23 protein-coding genes are annotated in these 24,689 nt (G+C 65.4%); 5 read left to right on the top strand and 18 right to left on the bottom strand.

All coding sequences use genetic code 11. From position 1 onward, the window contains the following. Nucleotides 1-33: 33 nt before the first annotated feature. Complete coding sequence (locus ACTIFP_RS13345; RefSeq protein WP_439569201.1) at nucleotides 34-1,386, bottom strand: DNA cytosine methyltransferase; 1,353 nt, start codon at nucleotides 1,384-1,386, stop codon at nucleotides 34-36. 273 nt (nucleotides 1,387-1,659) lie between these two features. Here ACTIFP_RS13345 and acnA point away from each other — a divergent pair, with 273 nt between their 5' ends. The 3 genes from acnA to ACTIFP_RS13330 are packed head-to-tail and all read left to right on the top strand — an operon-like array spanning nucleotide 1,660 to nucleotide 4,963. Continuing rightward, nucleotides 1,660-4,332: an aconitate hydratase AcnA gene (gene acnA, locus ACTIFP_RS13340; protein WP_439569200.1), complete on the top strand. Its 2,673-nt coding sequence runs from the start codon at nucleotides 1,660-1,662 to the stop codon at nucleotides 4,330-4,332. Between the two features lie 24 nt (nucleotides 4,333-4,356). Further along, on the top strand, nucleotides 4,357-4,641 hold the full coding sequence (locus ACTIFP_RS13335; protein WP_439569199.1) for a ribosomal protein L7/L12: 285 nt from the start codon (nucleotides 4,357-4,359) through the stop codon (nucleotides 4,639-4,641). A 46-nt stretch (nucleotides 4,642-4,687) separates the two neighbouring features. Next, a complete protein-coding gene (locus ACTIFP_RS13330) occupies nucleotides 4,688-4,963 on the top strand; it encodes a CBU_0592 family membrane protein (RefSeq protein WP_439569198.1) in 276 nt (91 codons plus the stop codon). Here the strand turns inward: ACTIFP_RS13330 and ACTIFP_RS13325 are convergent. The 4 genes from ACTIFP_RS13325 to ACTIFP_RS13310 form a co-directional block, all read right to left on the bottom strand. Beyond that, a complete protein-coding gene (locus ACTIFP_RS13325) occupies nucleotides 4,960-6,414 on the bottom strand; it encodes an amidohydrolase family protein (RefSeq protein WP_439569197.1) in 1,455 nt (484 codons plus the stop codon). The two genes, ACTIFP_RS13330 and ACTIFP_RS13325, sit on opposite strands and share 4 nt — an antisense overlap. Before the next feature lie 40 nt (nucleotides 6,415-6,454). Then, nucleotides 6,455-6,808, bottom strand: a complete 354-nt coding sequence (locus ACTIFP_RS13320; protein WP_439569196.1) for a hypothetical protein — start codon at nucleotides 6,806-6,808, stop codon at nucleotides 6,455-6,457. Nucleotides 6,809-6,874: 66 nt separating this feature from the next. Then, nucleotides 6,875-7,966: a prolyl aminopeptidase gene (gene pip / locus ACTIFP_RS13315; protein ID WP_439569195.1), complete on the bottom strand. Its 1,092-nt coding sequence runs from the start codon at nucleotides 7,964-7,966 to the stop codon at nucleotides 6,875-6,877. A gap of 79 nt (nucleotides 7,967-8,045) precedes the next feature. Next, nucleotides 8,046-8,771: a 2OG-Fe(II) oxygenase gene (locus tag ACTIFP_RS13310; protein WP_439569194.1), complete on the bottom strand. Its 726-nt coding sequence runs from the start codon at nucleotides 8,769-8,771 to the stop codon at nucleotides 8,046-8,048. A 145-nt stretch (nucleotides 8,772-8,916) separates the two neighbouring features. Between ACTIFP_RS13310 and ACTIFP_RS13305 the strand changes: the two genes are divergently transcribed. Further along, entirely contained in the window at nucleotides 8,917-10,575 is a 1,659-nt protein-coding gene (locus tag ACTIFP_RS13305) for a M20/M25/M40 family metallo-hydrolase (protein WP_439569193.1), read from the top strand. Nucleotides 10,576-10,650: 75 nt separating this feature from the next. On the opposite strand, the gene pnp is transcribed toward ACTIFP_RS13305, so the two are convergent. The 7 genes from pnp to ACTIFP_RS13270 form a co-directional block, all read right to left on the bottom strand. Beyond that, on the bottom strand, nucleotides 10,651-12,969 hold the full coding sequence (gene pnp, locus ACTIFP_RS13300; RefSeq protein ID WP_439569192.1) for a polyribonucleotide nucleotidyltransferase: 2,319 nt from the start codon (nucleotides 12,967-12,969) through the stop codon (nucleotides 10,651-10,653). Nucleotides 12,970-13,162: 193 nt separating this feature from the next. Then, nucleotides 13,163-13,432, bottom strand: coding sequence for a 30S ribosomal protein S15 (gene rpsO, locus ACTIFP_RS13295; protein WP_439569191.1), 270 nt, complete (start codon nucleotides 13,430-13,432; stop codon nucleotides 13,163-13,165). 26 nt (nucleotides 13,433-13,458) lie between these two features. After that, nucleotides 13,459-14,454, bottom strand: coding sequence for a tRNA pseudouridine(55) synthase TruB (gene truB, locus ACTIFP_RS13290; protein WP_439569190.1), 996 nt, complete (start codon nucleotides 14,452-14,454; stop codon nucleotides 13,459-13,461). A 32-nt stretch (nucleotides 14,455-14,486) separates the two neighbouring features. Beyond that, nucleotides 14,487-14,903: a DUF6491 family protein gene (locus ACTIFP_RS13285; RefSeq protein ID WP_439569189.1), complete on the bottom strand. Its 417-nt coding sequence runs from the start codon at nucleotides 14,901-14,903 to the stop codon at nucleotides 14,487-14,489. A gap of 52 nt (nucleotides 14,904-14,955) precedes the next feature. Then, nucleotides 14,956-15,228, bottom strand: a complete 273-nt coding sequence (locus tag ACTIFP_RS13280; protein WP_439569188.1) for a hypothetical protein — start codon at nucleotides 15,226-15,228, stop codon at nucleotides 14,956-14,958. A gap of 9 nt (nucleotides 15,229-15,237) precedes the next feature. Then, nucleotides 15,238-15,780, bottom strand: coding sequence for a GNAT family N-acetyltransferase (locus tag ACTIFP_RS13275; RefSeq protein WP_439569187.1), 543 nt, complete (start codon nucleotides 15,778-15,780; stop codon nucleotides 15,238-15,240). Then, on the bottom strand, nucleotides 15,773-16,387 hold the full coding sequence (locus ACTIFP_RS13270; RefSeq protein ID WP_439569186.1) for a thymidine kinase: 615 nt from the start codon (nucleotides 16,385-16,387) through the stop codon (nucleotides 15,773-15,775). The genes ACTIFP_RS13275 and ACTIFP_RS13270 overlap by 8 nt, the downstream gene beginning before the upstream one ends. A 142-nt stretch (nucleotides 16,388-16,529) precedes the next feature. On the opposite strand from ACTIFP_RS13270, the gene ACTIFP_RS13265 reads away from it, so the two are divergent. After that, complete coding sequence (locus tag ACTIFP_RS13265; RefSeq protein WP_439569185.1) at nucleotides 16,530-17,948, top strand: WS/DGAT/MGAT family O-acyltransferase; 1,419 nt, start codon at nucleotides 16,530-16,532, stop codon at nucleotides 17,946-17,948. 100 nt (nucleotides 17,949-18,048) lie between these two features. Here ACTIFP_RS13265 and rbfA read toward each other — a convergent pair whose 3' ends face one another. The 6 genes from rbfA to rimP are packed head-to-tail and all read right to left on the bottom strand — an operon-like array spanning nucleotide 18,049 to nucleotide 24,541. Continuing rightward, on the bottom strand, nucleotides 18,049-18,450 hold the full coding sequence (rbfA, locus tag ACTIFP_RS13260) for a 30S ribosome-binding factor RbfA (protein ID WP_439569184.1): 402 nt from the start codon (nucleotides 18,448-18,450) through the stop codon (nucleotides 18,049-18,051). Then, on the bottom strand, nucleotides 18,447-19,004 hold the full coding sequence (locus tag ACTIFP_RS13255; RefSeq protein WP_439569183.1) for a DUF1697 domain-containing protein: 558 nt from the start codon (nucleotides 19,002-19,004) through the stop codon (nucleotides 18,447-18,449). Before ACTIFP_RS13255 ends, rbfA begins: the two co-directional genes overlap by 4 nt. Before the next feature lie 36 nt (nucleotides 19,005-19,040). Further along, on the bottom strand, nucleotides 19,041-21,578 hold the full coding sequence (infB, locus tag ACTIFP_RS13250; protein WP_439569182.1) for a translation initiation factor IF-2: 2,538 nt from the start codon (nucleotides 21,576-21,578) through the stop codon (nucleotides 19,041-19,043). A gap of 17 nt (nucleotides 21,579-21,595) precedes the next feature. Further along, entirely contained in the window at nucleotides 21,596-22,366 is a 771-nt protein-coding gene (locus tag ACTIFP_RS13245) for a DUF448 domain-containing protein (RefSeq protein WP_439569181.1), read from the bottom strand. Beyond that, nucleotides 22,347-23,996: a transcription termination factor NusA gene (nusA, locus tag ACTIFP_RS13240; RefSeq protein ID WP_439569180.1), complete on the bottom strand. Its 1,650-nt coding sequence runs from the start codon at nucleotides 23,994-23,996 to the stop codon at nucleotides 22,347-22,349. Before nusA ends, ACTIFP_RS13245 begins: the two co-directional genes overlap by 20 nt. Beyond that, nucleotides 23,996-24,541 carry a ribosome maturation protein RimP gene (rimP, locus tag ACTIFP_RS13235; protein WP_439569179.1) on the bottom strand — a complete coding sequence of 182 codons (546 nt, stop codon included), beginning with the start codon at nucleotides 24,539-24,541 and terminating at the stop codon, nucleotides 23,996-23,998. The genes nusA and rimP overlap by 1 nt, the downstream gene beginning before the upstream one ends. Nucleotides 24,542-24,689: the final 148 nt, after the last annotated feature.

Below are 24,689 nucleotides of genomic sequence, written 5' to 3'. Positions count from 1 at the left end.
CGGGGCCCGGCAGATCGGGATGCCCTCGCGCCACTAGCGCACCGCTCCCAATTCCTTAGACCGGCGCAGCGTCACCGGTGCCTTGTAATGATGGTGCCCTTCCGCGTCATTTCCCATCCACGCGACGCTCTTGCCGTCCTTGAACCATTGCCGCGTCCGGACATGCGACTGGATATAGATCACGCGATAGGCGTTCAGCACCTTGTCGAGCGGCCGCCAGTCCCGACGCTGCAGAACGCTCAGCGCACCCGCAATCACCGAACCGGCAACCGAACCAAGCCGTACCGGAACGGCATTTCCGACCTGCGCATATTGCTGCGACGGCGTGCCGCAAAATTGCCATTCGTCGGGAAATTCCTGCACCCGCGCATATTCACGCAGCGTCAGCGCACGATTCTTCTCGGGGTGGCACAGCGCCGTGCTCGCATGGTTCGGCATGGTTACCAGCGTCGGGCAAGGGAGGTCGTAGGAAAGCTTGCGCCACCAGCCCGAGCGTCCCCCCTTGGCCTTCCACGCCTTCCCCATCGATTCCTGCTGAATGTCCACCGGCAGGCTTCGCCAATTCGATCCCGGCGGGATTAGCGAGAGAAAGGCCTTCTTACGCGGGCTGAAATCCATGATGACCGGGTCCGCTTCGCGCAGCGGCCGGATCGCTTCACCCAAAGTACGCCATGGCAACAGTGCAGTTCCCGCCAACAGATCGGCATCCGGCGTTGCGGCGCTCGGATTGCCGTGCGTCGGCAGCGGAAAATCAACCTCATAATTGAAACGGTTGCCGACATAGAGGACGCGCTCTCTCAGTTGCGGGGCGCCGTAATTGACCGCGTTCACTTCAAAACAGTCCATATGATAGGGACCGCCGCTCATTTTTTGCAGATCTTCTGCGAACAGCCGGATCACCGATCCCGCTTCCTCCTCGGGCAACAGCGGGGCACCGCCCTTTTCCGGCCGCGATGCCAGCGGGCGATGCTTCAACGCCGCCGAACCAAGGCCTCTGACATTCTCCATCAAAAAGAACCTAGGCTGGAGTTCCTCGACGAAGCGCAGAAAATGCCACAGCAATGTGCCGCGCGGATCCTGAACGCTCTGCCGCTTGCCGGCCGTCGAAAAGGATTGGCACGGCGGCCCGCCAACCAGCAGGTCAACTTCGCCCCGCTGAATGCCCGTGGCCTTTAGGAACGCGTCGACCGACAGGTTCGCGATATCCGCGCAGATAACTTTGGGTCTCCCCGCCACATTGCCGAGGGCAACATTGCGTTCGATCGTATCGCAAAAGGACCGTTCTTTTTCGACGCAAGCCAGGATTTCATAATGGCCGCTCCGCTCCAGCCCAAGGTCGAGACCCATCGCGCCGGAGAATAGAGAAACAACTTTATACTTCGTCATCTTGTTCCCTAGAATCGAGACGCCCGCGATGCGCCGCCACCAAAGGGCGCCGACCGAGCGCCTTGGAACATATTGCGAACCCCCCGGTCAAGAGATTCGACACCATTCAAAGGACCGGGCAATTGCAACCACCCCCACCCCCTTGCATTTCCCCACCCCCGGCGTAAGGCGGCGCCAACATAAACCCGCGCGTGCGACTCCCGTTGGCCCCGCTCTCCCGCTTCGCCTTCGGACAGTCTTCCCCCGCCGCGCCAGAAATGGGGCAACTGCAAAATGACGACCACGGGCAACGACACGCTGGGCACCCGTTCGACGCTGAGCGTCGGCGGCAAACATTATGCCTATTATTCGCTCGACAAGGCCGCGGCAAAGCTCGGCGACGTGTCGCGGCTGCCGTTTTCGATGAAGGTGCTGCTCGAAAACCTGCTGCGTTTCGAAGACGGCGGCTTCACCGTGTCGTCCGACGATGTCCAGGCGCTGGTCGACTGGCAGAAAGACCCGCATTCGAACCGCGAGATCCAGTATCGCCCGGCGCGCGTGCTGCTCCAGGATTTCACCGGCGTTCCCTGCGTCGTCGACCTCGCCGCGATGCGCGATGCGATCGCCAAGCTGGGCGGCGACACGACCAAGATCAACCCGCTCGTCCCCGTCCACCTTGTCATCGACCACAGCGTCATGGTCGACGAATTCGGTCATCCCAAGGCGTTCGAGCAGAATGTCGAGATCGAGTATTACCGCAACGGCGAGCGTTACGATTTCCTGAAATGGGGGTCCAAATCGCTCTCGAATTTCAAGGCGGTGCCCCCGGGCACCGGCATCTGCCACCAGGTCAATCTCGAGCATATCGCGCAGGCGGTGTGGTCGAGCGACGACGCGTCGGGTGAAACCGTCGCCTATCCCGACACCTGCGTCGGCACCGACAGCCACACGACGATGATCAACGGGCTCGGCGTGCTCGGCTGGGGCGTCGGCGGGATCGAGGCCGAGGCCGCGATGCTCGGCCAGCCCGTGTCGATGCTCATCCCCGAAGTCGTCGGCTTCAAATTCACCGGCAAGCTGAAGGAAGGCGTCACCGCGACCGACCTCGTGCTCACCGCGACGCAGATGCTGCGCGCCAAGGGCGTCGTCGGCCGCTTCGTCGAATATTTCGGCCCCGGCCTCGCCTCGCTGAGCCTCGCGGATCGTGCGACGCTCGCCAATATGGCGCCCGAATATGGCGCAACGTGCGGCTTCTTCGGCGTCGACGACAAGACGCTCGATTATATGCGCCTCACCGGCCGCAGCGACGCGAATATCGCGCTGGTCGAGGCCTATGCGAAGGCGCAGGGGCTGTGGATCGTCGAGGGCGCCGCGGACCCGATCTTCACCGACACGCTCGAACTCGACCTCGGCACCGTCGTGCCGTCGCTCGCCGGGCCGAAGCGTCCGCAGGACCGCGTCTCGCTCCCCGACGTCGACGATGTGTTCAACGCCGACATGGTCAACACCTATAAAAAGGCGCAGACGCGCGTGCCGGTCGAGGGCAAGGATTTCGACATCGGCGACGGCGACGTCACCATCGCCGCGATCACCAGCTGCACCAACACCTCGAACCCCGGGGTGCTCGTCGCCGCAGGGCTCGTCGCGAAAAAGGCCGACGCGCTGGGCCTCAAGCCCAAGCCGTGGGTCAAGACGTCGCTCGCCCCGGGGTCGCAGGTTGTGACCGACTATCTGGAAAAGGCCGGGCTACAGAAGCATCTCGACAATATCGGCTTCAACCTCGTCGGCTATGGCTGCACGACCTGCATCGGCAATTCGGGTCCGCTCGCCGAGCCGATTTCGAAGGCGATCAACGAAAACGGCCTCGTCGCCGCGGCGGTGATCTCGGGCAACCGCAACTTCGAAGGCCGCGTGTCGCCCGACGTGCGCGCGAACTTCTTGGCCTCGCCGCCGCTCGTCGTCGCCTATGCGCTCAAGGGCACGGTGATCGAGGATTTCACCACCACCCCGATCGGGCAGGACCAGTCGGGCAACGACGTCTTCCTCGCCGATATCTGGCCGACCAATCTGGAAGTGGCCGATGCGGTGGCGGGCGCGGTCGACCGCGACATGTTCGTCGCGCGCTACGCGCATGTCTATAAGGGCGACGAGCATTGGCAGAAGATCGAGGTCGAAGGCAGCGACACCTATCAGTGGCGCGCCGGATCGACCTATGTCGCCAACCCGCCGTATTTCGAGGGCATGACGATGACCCCGGCGCCGGTCAGCGACATCATCGACGCGAAACCGCTCGCGATCCTCGGCGACAGCATCACGACCGATCACATCAGCCCCGCGGGCAGCATCAAGGCGGACAGCCCGGCCGGAAAATGGCTGATGGAACATCAGGTTAGCAAGGCCGACTTCAACAGCTACGGCGCCCGCCGCGGCCACCACGACGTCATGATGCGCGGCACCTTCGCCAACATCCGCATCAAGAACGAAATGGTCCCCGGCATCGAGGGCGGCATGTCGCGCTACGGCGCCGAAGTCATGCCGATCTATGACGCCGCGATGCGCCACAAGGCCGACGGCACCCCGCTCGTCGTCATCGCCGGCAAGGAATATGGCACCGGCTCGTCGCGCGACTGGGCAGCGAAGGGCACCAATCTGCTCGGCGTCCGCGCGGTGATCGTCGAGAGCTTCGAGCGTATCCACCGCTCGAACCTCGTCGGCATGGGCGTGCTGCCGCTGCAGTTCCTCGACGGCCAGAGCCGCGAGACGCTGGGCCTGACCGGCGACGACCAGTTCACCATCACCGGCGTCGCGGATCTGAAGCCGCGCCAGACGGTCACCGTGAACGTCACCCGCGCCGACGGCTCGACCTTCGCTTTCGATACGCTCTGCCGCATCGATACCGCGAACGAGGTCGAATATTATATGAACGGCGGCATCCTGCACTACGTCCTGCGCAAGCTGGCGGCGTAAGCATAAACGGGCGAGGATCGGGCGATGGGCAAGCTGCTGTTCCTGATCCTCGGCTTGGCTCTCGGCCTGCTCCTCGCCCGCTATTTGCGCGGGCAGCGGGCACGCCGCGACCTCTCCGCGCCGCCGCCGCGCACCGTCCCGCCTCCGATGGTGCGCGTCGGCGACGAGCGGATCGACAATGACGAAATCCGCGACCTGATCCGCCAGGATCGCAAGATCGAGGCGATCAAGCTGGTCCGCGAACGCACCGGCCTCGGGCTCGCCGACGCCAAGGACGCGGTCGAGGCACTCGAACGGACGATGCGCTGAATTTCCTGTCCCCCGCCGGGGTGCAGGCCACCCAAAGGGACGGCATATGAGCGTTTTACAGATCGCGATCGAGGTTATCGGCTGGCTTGCCGCCGCGCTCATCCTCGCCAGCTACGTCCTGCTCTCACTCGGCCGGATCGAACCGCGCGGCTATCTTTATCAATGGATGAACGTGATCGGGGCAAGCGGCTTTGTGCTGAACTCGGGCTATAATGGCGCGCTGCCCTCGGCGGGGCTCAACGTCATCTGGGCGCTGATGGGCGTGTTCACCCTGTGGAGCGTGTGGCGTGCGCGCAAGGCGGCCGCCGCTAACGTCCACTAGGGTTTCGGCGCCGCATCCCAGGCCGCAACCTTGGCCTTCGTATCGGCCAGCATCGCGTCGAGCGCCGCGCGATCATGCACCGCCCCGCGCAGGATCACCATATCGACCGCGCGCGTCGCCGCGATGTCGTCCAGCGGATTGCGCGTCAGCAGCACCAGATCGGCCGCCATGCCCGGCTTGATCGCGCCATAACGACCCAGCCAGCCGAACCACGCCGGCCCCGCGCGCGTCGCCGACGCCAGCGCCTGCGCCGGGGTCAGCCCCTTGTCGACAAACAGCGCGATCTCGTCGTGCAGGCCAAAGCCCGGATAGTTGAAGCTGTTGAGGAAACCCGCGTCGGTCCCTGCGATGATCGGCACCCCCGCCTCGGCCAGCATCGGCAGGATCGCGGCGACATCCTCGATCTGCTGGTGCCGCGCCGCAATGGCGGCGGCATCGGCCTTCGCAGCGCGTTCGACGCGCCAGGCGTAGGTCTGGCGCAGCTTCGGCCCGACATAGGCGAGGCCCGCGTCCTTCGAATGATCGTCGCGGTCGAGATAGGCGATGATCCGGCTGCCGTTTAGCGTCGGGGTGACAAACACCCCCTGCGCCGCGAAGCGGCGATAGGCAGCCATCCCGGTCGCGCGATCGAACCCGGCGCCCAGACGGCGGTTCGCCTCGGCACGGTCGATCCGGCCTGCGGCGAAGTCGGCGGCGATTGCAGCCTCGTCCTTCGCGCCCGCATGATAGGCATAGTCGAGATGCTCGATCGAACTGATCCCGGCATCGACCGCCTGCTGCACGGTCAACGCCATCGGGATATGCCCCGACGTGCGCAGCCCCAGCGCCTTCGCCTTGCCCAGCGCATAGAGGAAGAGTTCGGGCTTCAGCGTGCTGTCGGTGATCTTGACGAAATCGACCTTGTCGCGGTCCTTGAGCCGGATGAGCGCCGCGTCGACGTCAGCGGTGCTGCCGACCTCGATCGTCCCCTTCCACAGCGGCGCAATCCCCTCGATCTTGGCGCCCGAGGTCAGCAGGCGCGGGCCGAACAGGCGGCCGTCCGCAATCTCGCTCCGCCAGGCGAGCACTTGGTCGGGCAGGTCGCCCGACGCGTCGCGGATCGTCGTGATCCCGTTCGCGACATATAGCGGCAGCAGCGCCTTATTCTCGTCGATCAGCGCGGGCCCGCCGCCGAAATGGACGTGCATGTCCCACAATCCGGGGATCAGGAACTTGCCCTCGCCGTCGATCTGCCGGATCGCGCGCCAGTTGCGTGCGATCGCCGCATCGGGGCCGACCGCGACAATATCGTCGCCGCGCAGCACGACCGCCTGCCCGGCGACCGCCTTCGCCGCCTCGACATCGATCACGGTCACGTCGCGGACGATGACATCGCCCCGCTGCAACGTCCCCGATGCGGGCGACGCCGCGGCGAGCAGGATGCCGAAGATGGCGGCCAGCAGATGCTTCATGGCAGGGAGATCTTTCGAGGCAAAGGCGATCAGCGAATTTTCAAACCGGTTTCGGGTCGGTGAGGAACGGCATGATGTCAACACCGTCCCCCGGAAATACCGTGAAATGCGGATGGTTCTCGAACAGCCGGGCGGCCGCATCGATGTCATCGGCCTCGACGACGATATAGCCGCAGAAAGGGTTCACCGCATCACCGACGCCCGCCTTGGTCACGCGCCTGGTTTTGCCGACCATGCCGCCGCGATCGGGCAAAAACGGGGCATTCCGCGCCTCCCAGTCCACCCATAGCGGCAGGCCCGCCGCATCAATCGCATCCTGTTCGGATCGTGGCAGAGCGCGAAAGCGCGCGAGGTCTTCGGGCTGCATTGTATAGACAGCAAGAAAGCGGGGCATGCGGCGCCCTCCGTCGTGATCGAGTGAGACAGGTCTAGCGTCCCGGGCGACCGAAGTCACGGCGCCTCAGCCGCCGATCGGCGCCAGTCCGTCCATCACCGCGGTCAGCGCCAGCGCATTCTCGCGCTCCATCGCGCTGTGCCCGGCGTTGGTCACGATGTAATTCACCGGCTCGGCGCCCGCCGCGCGCAGCGCCGCGACCAGCCGCGATGCCTGGGTCAGCGGGCACACCTCGTCGAACCGGCCATGGACGATATGCACCGGGATCGCCGCCAGCGTGGCGATATTGTCGAAGAAATGCCCCGCCGGAATGAACAGCTCGTTCGCGAAATAATGCGCCTCGATCTGCGCAAAACAGAGCGCGAAGTCGGCCTCGCCGAACTTGCCGGTGTCGGCGGTCTCGGGGATCATGTTGGAAATCACCCCCTCCCACAGCGACCAGGTCACCGCCGCCTCCAGCTGCCGCGCCTTTTCCGCCGCGCTCGCCGGCGCCATGTCGAAAATCGCCTTGTACGACGCCATCACGTCGCGGCGCTCGGCGGGGGTCAGCACGTTCAGCAACGCCGCCCACTCACCCGGATATTTGATATACGCTCCCGGCGCAGTCAGCCCGTAGGGGTCGGCATCCCAGGTCGCGGCATTGCCCTGATACAGATACAGCAGATCCTCCGCCGCGCCCAGAAAGATGCCGCGCAGGATCAGGCTGGCGCAATGCGCGGGGTGGGCGATCGCATAGGCCATCGCCAGCGTACTGCCCCAGCTGCCGCCAAACACGTGCATGGCGCCCATAATCTCCAGATGATCGCGCAATTTCTCGATGTCGCCGATCAGGTCGGCGGTGGTGTTCTTGGCCAGCGCCACCGCCGGGCCCGCCGATGCGACATTGGGCTCGCTCTTGCCGCACCCGCGCTGGTCGAACAGGATGACGCGGTAGCGTTTGGGATCGAAAAAGCGCGCCATCGCCGGGGCGCACGCGCCGCCGGGGCCGCCGTGCAGGAACATCACCGGCTCGCCCGCGGGGTTGCCATATTCCTCCCAATAGATGCGGTGCGCGGGGTCCAGGTCGACTTCCAGCCAGCCGAAATTCAGGCATGGCGGCTGCGGATAGACCCAGTCGTCGCCAATTTTGCTGCTCGCCTGAAGCCGGGAAAAATCCATCGCCGCTGTCCTCGCTGATGCCGATAACATGGCCCCCGGCTTAGCCGCCGCAGCGGCCATGTCCACCCGCCAGGCGCGATTAGGCCGCGTCGTGAAAAATCACCCCCAGCGTGTGGCGCCGCCCCGACCGGACCACGCTCACCCCATGGCGCATCGCCACCCGATAATCGCCGCGGCTGCCCGCCACCGGGCGCTCGTTCACCGCGAATATCACCGCGTCGCCCTTGGCCAGCGGCACCACCGCGGCGCGCGACTGCATCCGCGGCCGCTGTTCGGTCAGGACAAATTCGCCGCCGTCAAAATCCGTCCCCGGCGCCGACAGCAACACCGCGACCTGCAACGGGAACACCTCCGCCCCATACAGGTCGCGGTGCAGACAGTTGTAATCGCCCGGCCCATATTGCAGCAGCAGCGGCGTCGGCCGCGCCTGCCCCGCGGCATGGCAATGCGCCAGATAGTCGGCGTGATCGCCAGGGAAGCGCTCCGCTCGCCCCATCCGCTCGTGCCAGCGATTGGCGACCGGCGCCAGCCGGGCATAGAGCGCTGCGCGCAAGCCCGCGACCAGCGGCGGCAATGGATAGGCGAAGTAGCGATATTCGCCGCGCCCGAACCCGTGCCGCGCCATCTGGACATGGCTGCGGAAGCGTTCCTCGTCGCCATAGAGCGCCGCGGTGTCGTCGCCTTCGGTGGCCGAGAGCAGCTGCGGCAGGACCGCCCAACCGTCCCGGTCGAGTGCGGCGCCGATGGCGGGCCAGTCCAGCGCGGCGATGCGCGCCGCGACGGCGGTGTCGATCGTCTGTGTCATGGCGCACCCCTGCCACGCCGCCGCCCCGGCGACGCTCCGTTTCTTGCGGTCAAACGACGAACTCGCCGCGTGGCGGTTTGCGCGCTTCAATGCCGCCCCGAAAGCGCCTAGGCTGGCGGCCCATCAACCGGGAAGCCTTCGCCTTATGACCCTACGCCTCGCCGCCGCCTCGCTCCTCGCTGCCCTGTCGGTCCCCGCGGCAGCCCAAACCGCGCCCGCCATCGACGCCGCCAGGCTCACCGAAACCGTGCGCACCCTCGCCTCCGACCAGTTTCAGGGCCGCGCGCCCGGGACGATCGGTGAGGAACGCACGGTCGGCTATCTGATCGGGCGGCTGCAGGCGCTGGGGCTCGAACCCGCCGGGGTGGACGGCGGCTGGACCCAGCCGGTGCCGTTGTTGCACACCCGCCTTGGCACCCCCACCACGCTCGCGTTCGAGCGCCGGGGTGCGGCGACGCCGCTCACCTTTGGCACCGACATCTATGTCTCAACGCTCCAGCCGAAGGACCAGGCAGTTGTCACAAACGCGCCGCTGGTTTTCGTCGGCTATGGCGTCGCCGCCCCCGAACGCGGCTGGGACGACTTCAAGGGTCAGGATCTGACGGGCAAGGTCGCGGTCTTCCTGATCAACGATCCCGATTTCGTTGCGGCCAAGGGCGAGGACAGCTTCGGCAAGTTCGGCGGGCGGACGATGACCTATTACGGCCGCTGGACCTACAAGTTCGAAGAGGCGGCGCGGCGCGGCGCGATCGCGGCGCTGATCGTCCACGACACCGAGGGCGTCGGTTATGGCTGGAACGTCGTCAAAAGCGGCGGCGGCGAAAATTACGGCCTCGTCGTCCCGCCCGAAAAGGTTACCAGCCTCGCGCTGCAAGGCTGGATCTCGGGCGAGACCGCGACAAGCCTCTTCGCGAACGCCGGACAGGATCTGGCAAAGCTGCGCATCGCTGCGCGCCGCAAGGATTTCAAACCCGTCGACCTTGGCACCAGCTTCAACGCCGCCATCCCCGTGGCGCAGGCGGTCGTGCAAAGCCAGAATGTCCTCGCCAAAATCCCCGGCGCCAAGCGCCCCGACGAGGTCGTGATGTATGGCGCCCATTGGGATGCCTATGGCGCGGGTCCGGCCGACGAGACGGGGCGTATCTATCGCGCCGGTGCCAATGACGACGCGCTCGGCGTCGCCGGATTGTTCGAAATCGCGCGGAACGTCAAAGCCGCACCGCCGCCCGACCGCAGCATCATCTTCGCCTTCTGGACCGCAGAAGAACGCGGCCTGCTCGGCTCCGAAGCCTATGCCGCAAACCCGCTGTTTCCGGTCGAAAAGACGGTGGTCAACCTCGGCCTCGACATCCTGCAAACCGCGGGGCGCGCCAAAGACGTTATCCTGATCGGCAAAGGCCAAGGCACGCTGGAGGATGATCTGGCGCGCGTCGCCGCCGCGCAGGGCCGCAGCGTTTCGGTCGAAAGCCTGCCCGAACGCGGCCTGTTCTACCGCGCCGATCATTTCAGCATGGCCAAGCGCGGCGTCCCCGTTTTGCTGATGATGGGCATCGCCGGCGCCTCCGACCTCGTGAGCGGCGGTAAACCCGCCGGACAGGCGTGGGTCGATGCCTATACCGGCAAATGCTATCATCAGGCGTGCGACGCCTGGGGTCCGGATTGGAACCTTGATGGCGCGGTACAGGATATTTCGCTGTTTTATACGATCGGCGACGAACTCGCCCGCTCGGCGCGCTGGCCCGACTGGAAAGCCGGCAGCGAATTCAAGGCCATCCGGGACAAAAGTGCCGCGGCGCGCAAATAGCGCGGCATCGCGGCGGTAGCGCAACAAAAAGGGGCTGCCGGAGCAGCCCCTTTCCTTGTTCGATAAACCGAAGGCTTAGTCCTTCAGGAAGTCGGGCACATGGCCCTGGTCTTCCGGACCTTCGTTGCGTTCGCGGCGCGGGCCGCGGTCGCCGCCGCCGTCACGGCGCGGACCACGATCACCGCCGCCATCGCGGCGCGGGCCACGATCGCCACGCGGGCCGCGATCGCCACGGTCGCCGCCATCACGGCGCGGGCCGCGGTCGCTGCGGGGCTCGCGCGGCGGGCGGGTGTCTTCCAGCTCGGCGCCGGTTTCCTGATCGACGACGCGCATCGACAGGCGGACCTTGCCGCGCTGGTCGATCTCGAGCACCTTGACCTTGACTTCCTGGCCTTCGCTCAGGACGTCCGCGACCTTTTCGACGCGCTCATTGGCGATTTCGCTGACGTGAACCAGACCGTCCTTGCCGCCCATGAAATTCACGAACGCGCCGAAATCGACAAGGTTGACGACCTTGCCGTCATAGATTTTGCCGACCTCGGCTTCTTCGACGATGCCCGAAATCCATTTGCGCGCGGCTTCGATCTGCGACGGATCGCTCGACGAGATCTTGATCAGACCTTCGTCGTCGATGTCGACCTTGGCGCCGGTGGTCGCAACGATCTCGCGGATCACCTTGCCACCGGTGCCGATGATGTCGCGGATCTTCGCCTTGTCGATCTGCATCGTTTCGATACGCGGCGCATGTTCGGACAGCTCGGTGCGGGCTTCGCCCAGCGCCTTCGCCATTTCGCCCAGGATGTGCGCGCGGCCGTCCTTCGCCTGGTTCAGAGCGGCTTCGAAGATCTCGCGGGTGATGCCCGCGATCTTGATGTCCATCTGCATCGTGGTGATGCCTTCGGACGTCCCCGCCACCTTGAAGTCCATGTCGCCGAGGTGATCTTCATCGCCCAGGATGTCCGACAGGATCGCGAAATCCTTACCTTCGAGGATCAGGCCCATCGCGATACCCGAAACCGGGCGCTTCAGCGGCACGCCCGCGTCCATCATCGCCAGCGAACCGCCGCAAACCGACGCCATCGACGACGAGCCGTTCGACTCGGTGATGTCGCTGGTAATGCGGATCGTGTAGGGGAATTCGTCCTTCGTCGGCAGCACCGCGTGCAGCGCACGCCAGGCGAGCTTGCCATGGCCGATGTCGCGGCGGCTGGGCGCCCCGAAGCGGCCAACTTCGCCGACCGAATAGGGCGGGAAGTTATAGTGCAGCATGAAGTTCGAATACGACAGGCCGTTGAGACCGTCGATCATCTGCTCGCTGTCCTTGGTGCCGAGCGTGCAAGTCGCGATCGTCTGCGTCTCGCCGCGCGTGAACAGCGCCGAGCCATGGGCGCGGGGCAGGAAGTGCGTTTCGGCGACAATCGGACGAATCTGCGTCGTCGTGCGTCCGTCGATGCGCTTGCCGTCCTTCAGGATGGCGCCGCGCACGATTTCGGCTTCCAGCTTCTTCATCAGCTTGCCGGCGGCCATCTGGTCCTGCGGCGCAGCGTCGGCAAAAGCGGCCTTGGCAGCAGCGCGGGCTTCGTTCAGCGCGTTCGAGCGGGCTGATTTGTCGGTGAGCTTGTACGCGGCGGCGATGTCCTTGCCGATCAGCTTCTTCAGCTTGTCTTTGGCAGCCGACAGGTCGGCCTGCTCGGCCATGTCCCAGGGATCCTTGGCAGCCTGTTCGGCGAGCTTCACGATCGCCTTGACGACGTCCTTGCACGCGTCGTGCGCGAACAGCACGGCGCCCAGCATGATCTCTTCCGACAGCTCATTGGCTTCGGATTCGACCATCATCACCGCGTCGTAAGTCGCGGCGACAACCAGATCGAGGTCGCCTTCGGCAACCTGTGCGTCGGTCGGGTTCAGGATATATTCGCCATCGACATAACCGACGCGCGCGGCGCCGATCGGGCCCATGAAGGGGACGCCCGAGATGGTCAGCGCAGCCGAAGCGGCGACCATCGCCAAAATGTCGGGTTCGTTGTGGCCGTCATAGCTCAGAACTTGGGCAATGACGTTGATTTCGTTGTAGAAACCTTCCGGGAACAGCGGACGGATCGGACGATCGGTCAAACGCGAAACCAGCGTTTCCTTTTCGGTCGCGCCGCGCTCGCGCTTGAAGAAGCCGCCGGGGATGCGGCCTGCGCCCGAATATTTTTCCTGATAGTGGACAGTCAGCGGGAAGAAGTCCTGCCCTTCCTTGACCGTCTTGGCGGCGGTGACCGCGGCCAGGACCATCGTTTCGCCGAGCGTCGCGACAACCGCGCCATCGGCCTGACGGGCAACCTTGCCCGTTTCGAGGGTCAGCGTTTCACCGCCCCACTCGATCGATACTTTTTTCACGTCAAACATGTGGTTTCCTTCGCCCGCCGGGCCCTATGCCGGGCGGGGCCTCTGATTCCAGGTAATCCGACCCGGGGCGGTGCGGGGCGTCTGTCGGCCCCAATGGCGGTCCCGCCGGATGCGGGAGCGGCCCTGTGGTCCGGCAAAACTGCACGAGACCAATATGACAGCGGCCCCGGAAACCCGGGGCCGCCAGAAATTCTTACTTACGAAGACCCAGCTTCGCGATCAGCGCCGAATAGCGGGCCTCGTCCTTCTTTTTCAGATAGTCGAGGAGGCTGCGACGCTTGTTGACCATCATCAACAGGCCGCGGCGGCTGTGGTTGTCCTTGTGATGCGCCTTGAAATGGGCGGTCAGCGTGTTGATGCGGTCAGTCAGGATTGCGACCTGCACTTCCGGCGAACCGGTATCACCCTTGGCACGGGCATTGTCGGTGATGACTTCGGTTTTGCGCTCGGCGGTAATCGACATATTCGTTTTTCCTCGAACATCCTTGTTTACAGATTGAAGCCGCGGACGACCTTCAGCGTTCCCGCCAAAGCCTCGATCAGGGCGACGGGACGCATTTCGTCGTCCCTTCCCCAATAGAGCCCGTCATCCGTGCTACCCCCGGTCCAGACACGACCCTGACGGATCGCCCCTGCCGCTTCCGGGGAAAGGTTCAGAGCCGGGATGTCGACCAGCCCTGCCTCGAGCGGCAGAAATACTTCTGATTGCGCGGCGCCTTGGCCGAAAGCGTTCAATTTGTCCAGCGAAATCGCGTGATCCAGATCGAACGGCCCGGCCTTTGTCCGGCGGAGCATCGTGACATGGCCGACGGTGCCGACGGCATGCGCGATGTCGCGGGCAAGCGAACGGATATAGGTGCCTTTCGAGACATGGGCGGAGAGGGTGATACTCTGCAATCCCTCCCCTTCAGGGGAGGGGCAGCGAGACTTGCCAGCTTGCTGGCTAGTCGCGGCGGGGTGGGCCAGCGGGCCTTCCGCGACATCGCGAGCCCCCACCCCAACCCCTCCCCTGAAGGGGAGGGGCTTAAGAGAATGAACCGTCACCGCCCGCGCCTTCATCTCGACCACTTCGCCCTTGCGCGCCAGATCATAAGCCCGCTGCCCGCCCACCTTGATCGCCGAATAAGTCGGCGGCACCTGCTCGATCGCCCCGGTAAAGCGCGGTAGCACCGCCGCCACCTCAGCCAGCGTCGGCCGCACGTCGCTCGTCGCGACCACTTCGCCCTCGGCATCAAGCCCCGCGGTCTCGATCCCGAACTGCACGGTGAAATCGTAAATCTTGCTCGCGTCGAGCATCCGGCCGCATAGCTTCGTCGCCTCGCCGAGCGCGATCGGCAGCACCCCCGACGCCAGTGGGTCGAGCGTGCCGCCATGGCCGACCTTGACCTTGCCCAGCCCCGCCTCGCGGCACACACGCTTGACCGCGCCCACCGCCTGCGTCGAGCCAAGCCCCACGGGTTTGTCGAGAATGATCCAGCCGTTCATCCCCGCGCGCTAGGGCCGCCGGGGGCCGACTGTCAATTTGTGCCGGACTTTTCGCCCATGATGTCCTTCGACTTGTCGCGCCGCGGCGGCGGGCCGTCGGACGTGACGAAGGAGGACAATGGGCAGCGTTCGCCGCGCACCAGGATGGCGGCAAAGCGATCGAGCCGTCCCGCGCCGCGCGTTTCGACCCCGATCGCCGATGCGAAATCGAGGTCGCGGCAGTATCCCGCAAAGACGCCGTAATACCAGTCGCCGCGGCGGTCCTGAATCCAGATGCCGCGGCCGCGGTCGGCCCGCCAATTGCGGATCGAACTGTCGCTCGGAAATACGATACTCGCCTCGACGCCCAGCGCGCGCGGCGGCGCGGTCGATGTCGGGGCAGGCTCGTTGGCCGCCGCCGCAGAAAGGGGAAGCAAAGCGGCGGCCAGGGAGAGAGCGAGATTTTTCATCGCGACTCGGATAGCGCAAGCTGACTGAACTCATGCTGACTGGGTCGAAAGCCTAACGGCGACGCCGCGCGGCGGGCCACAACAGCAGCCCCGCGGCGACCGCCGTACCGGCATATAACAGCCAGCGGTGCGGATCGAGCGTGAATGGGTTCCAGAATAGCAGCAGGTTAAGCGCGTGCCCGGCCAGCAGCGCCAGCCACAGCGCGCGCGGCGTGCGTCCCCACCGGCGCCGCATCGCGAAGCGGTCGATCAGCGACGCGAACAGCAGCGTCACCGCGGTGCACGCGAGCCATGTTATCCCGATAAACAGCCATGCCACACCCATCGGCAGGGACTATGGCCGGGCGGCCCAATCTTCGGCAAGCAGGCCAAATAACCCGGTACGCCGCACATAGCCGGTCCAGGTGATCCGCTCGGCGCGCAGGACGCCCTCCTTGACCGCCCCGAGCTTGGCGACCGCCGCCTGGCTGCGCGCGTTGCGCTCGTCGATGCGAAATTCGATGCGGCGGATGCCAACGGCGAACGCATGATCGATCATCAGCTTTTTCAAACGCCCGTTGAACCCGGTGCCGCGCGCGGCGGGGTGGATATAGCTGTTGCCGATTTCGACCGTCTGCGCCGACATATCGGGGCGCAGCCAGGCGGTCATGCCGACCAGCGTGTCGCCGTCCATGATCGCATAGGCCATGCGGCCGGCGCCGCCGATCAGCGCGTCAAAGCTCTTGTCGAAATGACCGGGGCCAAAGCTCGACGAATAGATTGCCCAGATGTCGGGATCGGCGGCGCAGGCGGTGCGCAGCGCCGCACGATGCGCTTCGGTCAGCTTGACGAGTTGAAGGTCGCCGTCGGCCAGATCGACGTAAAGCCGGTCAAGCATTGGCGCCGACCTCCCTTGGCGCCTCCGCGGCTTCGCGCCGCTTCGCCATGAAATGCCGCCGGCACATCGCGACATAGCGGTCGTTGCCGCCGATTTCGGTCTGCGCGCCCTCGACCACCGCGCGCCCGCTCTCGTCGACGCGCAGGTTCATCGTCGCCTTGCGCCCGCATTCGCACACCGCCTTGAGTTCGACGAGCGCGTCGGCGATGCCGAGCAGCGCCGCCGATCCGGGGAACAGCTCGGCCGAAAAATCGGTGCGCAGGCCATAACAGAGCACCGGAATGCCGCTTTCGTCGGCGAGCCGGGCGAGCTCGAGCACCTGCGCCCGCGTCAGAAACTGCGCCTCGTCGACCAGCACGCAGGCCAGCGGGCGTTCGGCATGTTCGGCGTTCACCGCCGCCCACAGGTCGCTGTCGGGATCGAATTTATGCGCCTCGGCCATCAGCCCGATCCGGCTCGTCACCTGGCCAACGCCATAACGATCGTCCAGCGCCGCGGTCCACAGCATCGTTTCCATGCCGCGCTCGCGATAGTTGAAATCCGCCTGAAGCAGCGTCGTCGATTTGCCGGCGTTCATGCTGGCGTAGTAGAAATAGAGCTTGGCCATAGACGTGCGATAACGCGCATCGCGACCTTCGTCACCCCGGACTTGATCCAGGGTGACGAGGAACGGAGGGCGGCTTGACTCACCCATCGCCCCTGCCATGCTGCATATCAAAGACGCAGCATAAACAGTGGGGAGAGCTGCCATGCGGCTGATGCCGGTGACCGACGCGATGTTTTTGGTCGCGGAGACGCGCGAGACGCCGATGCATGTCGGCGGGGTCAATCTCTACACGTTGCCCGACAAGGTCGACGAGACCGAGTGGCTGAACGAGATGCTCGCGCTGCTGCGCCAGCAGGAAGGGCTGCGGCGCCCGTTCAGCGAGGTATTGAAGCTCACGCCGCTCGGCCAGTACGGCCCGATCCGCCTTGTCCCCGACAAGGACATCGACATGCATTACCATGTCCGCGCCGCGGCGCTGCCCAAACCGGGCCGCTACCGCGAGATGTTCGAACTCGCCTCGCGCCTCCACGGCACCTTGCTCGATCGCACCCGCCCGATGTGGGAAATCACGTTGATCTCGGGCCTGCCGAACCGCCAGATCGCGACCTATTTCAAGATCCACCACGCCTTTATGGACGGCGCCAGTTCGATGCATTTCACCAATGCGATGCTGAGCAACGACAAGACTTACAAACCCACTGCGTCGCCGATGTCGGTCGAGGTCTATGAAGCCTATAAGCGCAAATTCCCGACCGCAAAAAAAGCCCCGACGCCGAGTATCACCGACCTGAAAGCAATCGGTGCCTTCCTGAAAGAGCAATGGGGCAACAGCGTCGGGGTGACCAAGGCGCTGAACCAATATGCCGCGGCGATGTTCGGGCTGGGCGGCGGCGACCTCACCACGCCGTGGGGCGGGCTGCCGCGCACCAGTTTCAACCGCAATATCACCGGGGCGCGGCGCTTCGTCGCGCAGAGCTGGTCACTGGAGCGCGTGCGCGCGATGGGCAAGGCGTATGACGGGACGATCAACGACGCGGTGCTCGCGATGTGTTCGGGGGCGATGCGCAAATATCTGCAATCCTTGAACGAACTGCCCGACAAGCCCTTGAAAGCCATGGCGCCGGTGTCGATCCGCGCCAAGGACGACATCGATTCGGGCAATTCGGTCGCCGCGGTCACCGCCAATCTCGCGACGCATATCGACGATCCCGCCGAGCGGATGCGGACGATTCAAGCGTCGATGAACGCCGCCAAGGCGCAGCTGCGCGAAATGACCGCGCAGCAGATCCAGATCTATACCGCGATCACGCAGATGCCGCAGATGCTGACCGCGCTGACGCGCACCGCCGACAAATTCCCGGCGTATAGCGTGACGATCTCGAACGTCCCCGGCCCGCGCGAACAGCTCTACTGGAACGGCGCACGATTGGACGGCATGTATCCCGCGAGCATCCCGGTCGACGGGATGGCGATGAACATCACGCAGGTATCGAACAACAAGAATATCGATTTCGGGATCACCGCGTGCCGCCGCAGCGTACCGCACGTCCAGCGGCTGATCGACTATCTGGAGGATGCGCTGGTCGAGCTGGAGGAAGCGGCGGGGATCAATGGGAAATAATCACCCTCCCCCGTTCGTGTCGAGCGAAGTCAAGACACCCATCGGGGAACGCTCGGCCGAGGGACATCTCGACTTCGCTCGATGCGAACGGGAATGGAGGTCAGGCTTCGCCCTCGCCGCCCGTCAAATCCCGCGCCACTTTCGGGTCGCGCAGCAATTTTTCGATATGGCTCGCCTCGTCAAAGCTTTCGTCCGACAGGAATTTCAGCTTGGCGGCATATTTCATGCTCATCTTTTCGGCGACGCTCTTTTGCAGCCAGGCGGTGTTGGTGCGCAGCGCCTTCAACACCGCGTCCTCATTCTTGCCGAGCAGGGGTTTCACGAACACCGTCGCGTGGCGCAGGTCGGGCGACATGCGCACTTCGGTGATGCTCACCGGATGTTTGGCCAAGAGCTCATCATGCGCGTCGCCGCGCGCCAATATGTCCGACAGGATGTGACGCACCTGTTCGCCGACGCGCAGGACGCGGACCGAGGGGCCCTTGCTCTCTACCGCTTTCATGCCGCACCCTTCTCCAGTTCGTCCAGTTTCGCCACGATCCGCGCGATCGAACGCAGGTTGCGCGCGGTGCCCTTATGCTCCAACCGGCGCTCGATCATCCGCGCGGTCAATTTGCTGTCGCCCACCCCATCGCCATAATCGATATAGAGCGCCCGGTCGCCGAGCGCGATACGCTCGTTCGGCCGGATCCATTTGTCGGCCGCCAGCGCATCGAACTGCGCCGCAGTCGGCTGGCCGTCGAGGAACATCGTGTGGACGAACCTGTCCTCGTTGGCCCCGGCAAAGGGATTGTCGGCAATCGCCGCGGCCAGCTCGTCGCGGCTGCGCACCAAAGCCGCGCAGTTCATGTCGAACCGGTCGTCGACCATCAAAGTCAGCTTTTCCTCCAGCCCGCGCGTCGGCCGCGCGGGGTGCGAGAAAATGACATTGCCGCTGGCAACCACGGTTTCGACGTCGGAAAACCCCTCAGCCTCGAACGCCCGCCGCAGGTCGACCATCTTCAGCCGGTTGCCGCCGACGTTGATGCTGCCGAACAATGCCACATAGCGAGCCATGCCGACGCCTCCTGATCCGCGCCGAGCGGACGCCTGTTACAGCGTCCGTTCGCGCAGTTCGACTTCGAAGACTTCGAGGTTGTCGCCCGCCTTGATGTCGTTGGTATCCGACAGCACGACGCCGCACTCCAGCCCGGCGCGCACTTCGGCGACGTCGTCCTTGAAGCGGCGCAGCGACGCGATCGTCGTCGCCGACACGATGACGTCGTCGCGGGTAAGGCGCGCGTGGAGCCCCTTGCGGATGACGCCTTCGAGCACGAGCAGACCGGCGGCCTTGTCTCGCTTGCCGGCGGGGAAGACGTCCTTGACCTCGGCGCGGCCGACGACCGTTTCGACGCGTTCCGGACCCAGCTCGCCCGCCATCTCCTTCGCGATTTCTTCGGTCAGGTGATAGATGACGTCATAATACATGAAGCGCACTTTTTCGCGGTTCGCGATCTCGCGCGCCTTGGCGTTCGGACGGACGTTGAAGCCGATGATCGGCGCCTTGGTCGCCGCCGCCAGCGTGACGTCGCTTTCGGTGATCGCGCCGGCCCCCGACTGAAGCACGCGGACGCGGATCTCGTCGGTCGACAGGCGGTTCAGCGCATTGACGATCGCTTCGACCGATCCCTGCACGTCGCCCTTGATGACCACCGGGAACTGGATGACATTGGCCTTGTCGGCCAGCGCCTCGAACATGCCTTCCAGGCTGACCGGCGCCTGCACGGTGCGCTTCTTGAGCGCCTCGCCCTGGCGATAGGCCGCGACTTCGCGGGCGCGGGCCTCGTTTTCGACGACGGTGAGCGTATCGCCCGCCATCGGCACCCCGCCCAGCCCGAGCACTTCGACCGGCATCGACGGACCCGCGGTCTTGATCTGCTGCCCTTGGTCGTTGACCAACGCGCGGACGCGGCCGCTTTCGGCGCCGCAGACGAAGATGTCGCCGACCTTCAAAGTACCACGGCGCACGAGGATCGTCGCCACGGGGCCGCGGCCCTTGTCGAGCTTGGCCTCGACCACCGTGCCTTCGGCGGCGCGGTCGGGGTTCGCTTTCAGCTCCATGATTTCGGCCTGCACCGCGATCGCGTCGAGCAATTTGTCGAGGCCGGTCTTTTTCAGCGCCGACACTTCGACATTCTGCACGTCGCCGCCCATTTCCTCGACCACCAGCTCATGTTCGAGCAGGCGTTCGCGGACGCGCTGGGCGTTGGCGCCTTCCTTGTCGATCTTGTTGATCGCGACGATGATCGGCACGCCCGCGGCCTTCGCATGGTTGATCGCCTCGATCGACTGGGGCTTGAGCCCGTCGTCGGCGGCGACCACCAGGATGACGATGTCGGTGACGTTCGCCCCGCGCTGACGCATCTCGGTAAAGGCTTCGTGACCCGGCGTATCGAGGAAGGTCACCAACGACCCGTCGGGGGTCTTCACCTGATAGGCGCCGATATGCTGGGTGATGCCGCCGGCTTCTCCGGCCTGCACATTCGCACCGCGCAGCGCGTCGAGCAGGCTGGTCTTGCCGTGATCGACATGGCCCATGATCGTCACCACCGGCGCGCGCGGCTTCAGATGCGCGGCATCGTCGACATCCTCGTCGTGACGAATGTCGATGTCGCCCTCGCTGACACGCTTGATCTCGTGCCCGAATTCGGTGACGAGCAGTTCGGCGGTGTCCTGATCGATCGTCTGGTTGATCGTGACCGGCATGCCCATCTTGAACAGCGCCTTGACCAGATCGCTGCCCTTTTCGGCCATGCGGTTGGCCAGATCCTGCACCGTGATGCTTTCGGGCACGACGACTTCGCGGATCTGCTTCTCGCGTGGCCCCGACGAGGCAGTGTGCGAACGCTTTTCCTTTTCGCGGGCGCGCTTCAGCGCCGCCAGGCTGCGCGCGCGCGCGCCTTCATCGTCGTTGAGCGCGCGCGTCACGGTCAGCTTGCCCGACTGGCGGCGGGTGTCGCCGCCGCGGTTCGCTTTCGGCTCGGGGCGCTTGGGTTCGGGGCGCTTGGGCGCCTCGACCGGGGTAAAGCGGCGCGGCGCCGGGGCGGCGCTGGTGGTCGCCCGCGGCGCGGCGGCCTCAGCCTGCGGCGCCTCGGCGACGGGGGCTTCGGCGGTCGCTTCGGGCGCCGCCGGGGCGGGCGCGGGTTCGGCGGCCTTGGCGGCGGTTTGTTCGACGCGCGCTTCGGCGCGCTGTTTGTCTTCCTCGGCGGCGCGGGCGCGCGCGGCCTCTTCGCGGCGGCGATTTTCCTCGAGCGACGACATGCGCGCTTCTTCGGCCTCGCGCAGCAACTGTGCCTGGCGTTCCTGCCGCGACATCAGGCTGTCGTTTTCGCTCGCGCGCGGCGCGGCGGGTTTCGGGGCGGGCGGCGGCGCAGCAACCGGCGCGGGCGCCGGCGCGGCCTCGACCTCTTCGACCACCGGTTCAGGCGCAGCTTCGCCCGGACGTCCGAGCACGCGGCGACGCTTCACCTCAACCACCACCGTGTTGCGGCGGCCGTGGCTGAACTGCTGCTGCACCTGCCCGGCCTCGACCGTCCGCTTCAGCCCCAGGGGCTTGCGGGTCAGCGTCGGTTTGTCCTGTTCGTCACTCATCGAAACTCATCATTCCTTCAAAACGCGTCCGAAGCGGCGGTGCCTGTCGGCGCCGTCCCAATTTTTTCCTCGCCAGCAACTGGCGCGGCATGCGGGTCGGAATCGCGGTTGGCCGCGTCCCTACTCCATCCTGTGAAAAACTGCCAGCGGCTCAAATGCGCCAGCACCCGGTCCGCGGCGCGGGCGTCGGTCAACGCCAGATGCACTGCATTCTCGCGCCCCAATGCCATAGATAGGGTGCCGCGGTCCACCGGCAAGACCAGGCCTTCGCGCCCCGACCCTTCGGCATCCTCGCCGACGCGCCAGGCTTGCGCCAGTTTCTTGCGGCCATCTTCACCGGCATCGCTGGCATGCAGAAGCAGTCGCACCTGCCCCTTGCGCGCCGCCGTCTCGATCTTTTCATTGCCGCTGAGCAAGGTGCCCGCGCGCGATTCCAGCCCCAGCCGGTCGAGCGTCGCGCGCGCCAGTTGCGCCTCGATCCGCGCGCCAAGATCGTCGGGGATAGTGAAATTGCCATCCTGCAGCGCACGCGCGAGGCCGCCCTTCAGCTTGCCCTTCGCCTGTGCGGCTTCCAGCGTCGCGCGGTCGACGCCGATCCACGCCCCGCGCCCCGGCGCCTTGCCAAGCACATCGGGCGCGATGCTGCCATCGGGGCCGAGCGCCAGACGGACGAGCCGCTCCGCCGGCGAAACCTCGCCGGTGATGACGCAGCGCCGTTCAGGCACATGCTGGCCGCGCCGACCAGCGCGGTCTGGTTCGCTCAGCTGATCATTGTGCGGGGTCCGCATCAGCGGCCTCCCCGTTTAGCGGCTCCGCCGCGGACCCGGCTTGCGGTGCGTCAGCAACCGGTTCGTCTTCGAACCAGTGCGCGCGCGCCGCCATGATGATCTCGTTGCCCTGTTCTTCGCTCAGGCCATATTCGCCCAGCACGCCGCCCTTGTCCTCGGCGCGCTCGCTGCGCGGCGGGCCGCGGCGGTTGTCGGTGCGCTTCTTGGCGATCAGCTCGTCGGTCGCAAGGTCGGCAAGGTCGTCGAGCGTCTTGATCCCGGCCTTGCCCAGCACGACCAGCATCGCTTCGGTCAGGTGCGGGATCGCCGCCAGATCGTCCTCGACCCCCAATTCGCGGCGCTCGGCGCGCGCGGCTTCTTCGCGGCGCTCCAGCCCTTCGAGCGCGCGGCTTTGCAGTTCCTGCGCCAGTTCGTCGTCGAAGCCTTCGATGCTCGCCAGTTCGTCGATACCGACATAAGCGACCTCTTCGAGTTCGCTGAAGCCTTCGGCGACGAGCAACTGCGCCAGCGTTTCGTCGACGTCGAGTTCTTCCTGGAACATCGTCGAGCGTTCGACGAATTCGCGCTGGCGCTTTTCGCTCGCGTCGGCCTCGGTCATGATGTCGATCTGGCTGCCGGTCAGCTGGCTGGCGAGGCGGACATTCTGGCCGCGGCGGCCGATGGCCAGCGACAGCTGGTCGTCGGGAACGACGACTTCGATGCGGCTGTCATCTTCGTCGATGACGACGCGCTGGACCGTCGCGGGCTGCAGCGCGTTAACGACGAAGGTCGCGGTGTCTTCGGACCAGGGGATGATGTCGATCTTTTCGCCCTGCATTTCCTGGACGACCGCCTGGACGCGGCTGCCCTTCATGCCGACGCACGCACCGACGGGGTCGATGCTGCCGTCATAGCTGATCACGCCGATCTTGGCGCGCGAACCCGGGTCGCGCGCGGCGGCCTTGATCTCGATGATGCCGTCATAGATTTCGGGCACTTCCTGCGCGAACAGCTTCTTCATGAAGTCGGGGTGGGCGCGCGACAGGAAAATCTGCGGGCCGCGGTTTTCGCGGCGCACCGACAGGATCAGCGCGCGGACGCGGTCGCCCACGCGCATCAATTCGCGCGGGATCTGCTGGTCGCGGCGGATCACGCCTTCGGCGCGGCCGAGGTTGACGACGATATGGCCAAATTCGACCGACTTCACGACCCCGGTGATGATCTCGCCCGCGCGGTCCTTGAATTCCTCATGCTGGCGCTCGCGGTCGGCTTCACGGACCTTCTGGAAAATCACCTGCTTCGCCGACTGGGCGTCGATACGGCCGAGGTCGACCGCGGGCAGCGGGTCGACGATGAAGTCGCCGAGCTGGGCGTCCTTCTGCAATTTCTGCGCCGCGGCCAGATCGACCTGCTTGAAATAATCCTCGACCGTCTCGACCACCTCGACGACGCGCCACAGGCGGAGGTCGCCGGTCTGGACGTCGAGCTTGGCACGAATGTCGTTTTCGGCGCCATAACGGGCGCGCGCGGCGCGCTGGATCGCTTCTTCAATGGCCTCGATCACGATGCCCTTGTCGATCATCTTTTCGCTGGCGACGCTGTTGGCAATCGCCAGCAGTTCGGCGCGGTTGGCGGAAATGGCAGTGGCCATCAGTCCTGTCCTTCTTCTTCCAGTTCGTCGGCGCCTTCGGCTGAAAGCGGGACGGTTGCAGCAATTAACTTGTCGGTGAGCACCAGCTTCGCCGTGTCGATCGCGTCGAACGACAATTTATGCTCCACCTCTTCCTTGTCCAAAATCGTCACGACATCGCCGTCGATCCCGACCAGCAGGCCGTTGAAGCGCTGGCGGCCGTTCAGCTTTTCCTTCAGCGTGACCTTCGCCTCATGCCCCGCCCAGTCGGCGAAATCGCCGCGGCGGGTCAGCGGCCGGTCGATGCCGGGCGACGACACTTCCAGCCGGTACGCCTGATCGATCGGATCCTTGCCCGCTTCCTCCAGCGCGTCGAGCCGATCCGAAATGCGGCGCGACAGGTCGGCGCAATCGTCGATCGTCAGCTGGCGCGTCTCGGGACGCTCGGCCATGACCTGCAACGTCGGATCGCTCTCGCCGCCGAAAAAGGCGACGCGCACGAGCGCCAGGCCCATCGCTTCGGCTTCGGGCGCGATGATCGCATTCAGGGCGTCGAGATCGGCCAAGTCTGTCTTTCCGTTTCGGATGACCGGAAAGCATGTGGGTACAGCCGCCGCGGCCCGCGGCCCCGACGTCCCAACTGGCTAACCATGTCAAGAAGTAGGCCGCATATAGGCTTGGCAGCGTGAGTCGGCAAGGGGGAATGAGCGACCG

Origin of the sequence: Sphingopyxis sp. (assembly GCF_051861155.1) — a bacterium.
Classification (GTDB): Bacteria; Pseudomonadota; Alphaproteobacteria; order Sphingomonadales; family Sphingomonadaceae; genus Sphingopyxis.
Note: the sequence above shows the minus strand (reverse complement) of the source record. Positions and strands in the feature narration are given on the sequence as shown.

Bases quoted from the DNA above. Each gene is read 5' to 3' on its own strand.
- ACTIFP_RS13345 (WP_439569201.1), bottom strand. From the start codon at position 1,386: ATGACGAAGTATAAAGTTGTTTCTCTATTCTCCGGCGCGATGGGTCTC.
- acnA (WP_439569200.1), top strand. From the start codon at position 1,660: ATGACGACCACGGGCAACGACACGCTGGGCACCCGTTCGACGCTGAGC.
- ACTIFP_RS13335 (WP_439569199.1), top strand. From the start codon at position 4,357: ATGGGCAAGCTGCTGTTCCTGATCCTCGGCTTGGCTCTCGGCCTGCTC.
- ACTIFP_RS13330 (WP_439569198.1), top strand. From the start codon at position 4,688: ATGAGCGTTTTACAGATCGCGATCGAGGTTATCGGCTGGCTTGCCGCC.
- ACTIFP_RS13325 (WP_439569197.1), bottom strand. From the start codon at position 6,414: ATGAAGCATCTGCTGGCCGCCATCTTCGGCATCCTGCTCGCCGCGGCG.
- ACTIFP_RS13320 (WP_439569196.1), bottom strand. From the start codon at position 6,808: ATGCCCCGCTTTCTTGCTGTCTATACAATGCAGCCCGAAGACCTCGCG.
- pip (WP_439569195.1), bottom strand. From the start codon at position 7,966: ATGGATTTTTCCCGGCTTCAGGCGAGCAGCAAAATTGGCGACGACTGG.
- ACTIFP_RS13310 (WP_439569194.1), bottom strand. From the start codon at position 8,771: ATGACACAGACGATCGACACCGCCGTCGCGGCGCGCATCGCCGCGCTG.
- ACTIFP_RS13305 (WP_439569193.1), top strand. From the start codon at position 8,917: ATGACCCTACGCCTCGCCGCCGCCTCGCTCCTCGCTGCCCTGTCGGTC.
- pnp (WP_439569192.1), bottom strand. From the start codon at position 12,969: ATGTTTGACGTGAAAAAAGTATCGATCGAGTGGGGCGGTGAAACGCTG.
- rpsO (WP_439569191.1), bottom strand. From the start codon at position 13,432: ATGTCGATTACCGCCGAGCGCAAAACCGAAGTCATCACCGACAATGCC.
- truB (WP_439569190.1), bottom strand. From the start codon at position 14,454: ATGAACGGCTGGATCATTCTCGACAAACCCGTGGGGCTTGGCTCGACG.
- ACTIFP_RS13285 (WP_439569189.1), bottom strand. From the start codon at position 14,903: ATGAAAAATCTCGCTCTCTCCCTGGCCGCCGCTTTGCTTCCCCTTTCT.
- ACTIFP_RS13280 (WP_439569188.1), bottom strand. From the start codon at position 15,228: ATGGGTGTGGCATGGCTGTTTATCGGGATAACATGGCTCGCGTGCACC.
- ACTIFP_RS13275 (WP_439569187.1), bottom strand. From the start codon at position 15,780: ATGCTTGACCGGCTTTACGTCGATCTGGCCGACGGCGACCTTCAACTC.
- ACTIFP_RS13270 (WP_439569186.1), bottom strand. From the start codon at position 16,387: ATGGCCAAGCTCTATTTCTACTACGCCAGCATGAACGCCGGCAAATCG.
- ACTIFP_RS13265 (WP_439569185.1), top strand. From the start codon at position 16,530: ATGCGGCTGATGCCGGTGACCGACGCGATGTTTTTGGTCGCGGAGACG.
- rbfA (WP_439569184.1), bottom strand. From the start codon at position 18,450: ATGAAAGCGGTAGAGAGCAAGGGCCCCTCGGTCCGCGTCCTGCGCGTC.
- ACTIFP_RS13255 (WP_439569183.1), bottom strand. From the start codon at position 19,004: ATGGCTCGCTATGTGGCATTGTTCGGCAGCATCAACGTCGGCGGCAAC.
- infB (WP_439569182.1), bottom strand. From the start codon at position 21,578: ATGAGTGACGAACAGGACAAACCGACGCTGACCCGCAAGCCCCTGGGG.
- ACTIFP_RS13245 (WP_439569181.1), bottom strand. From the start codon at position 22,366: ATGCGGACCCCGCACAATGATCAGCTGAGCGAACCAGACCGCGCTGGT.
- nusA (WP_439569180.1), bottom strand. From the start codon at position 23,996: ATGGCCACTGCCATTTCCGCCAACCGCGCCGAACTGCTGGCGATTGCC.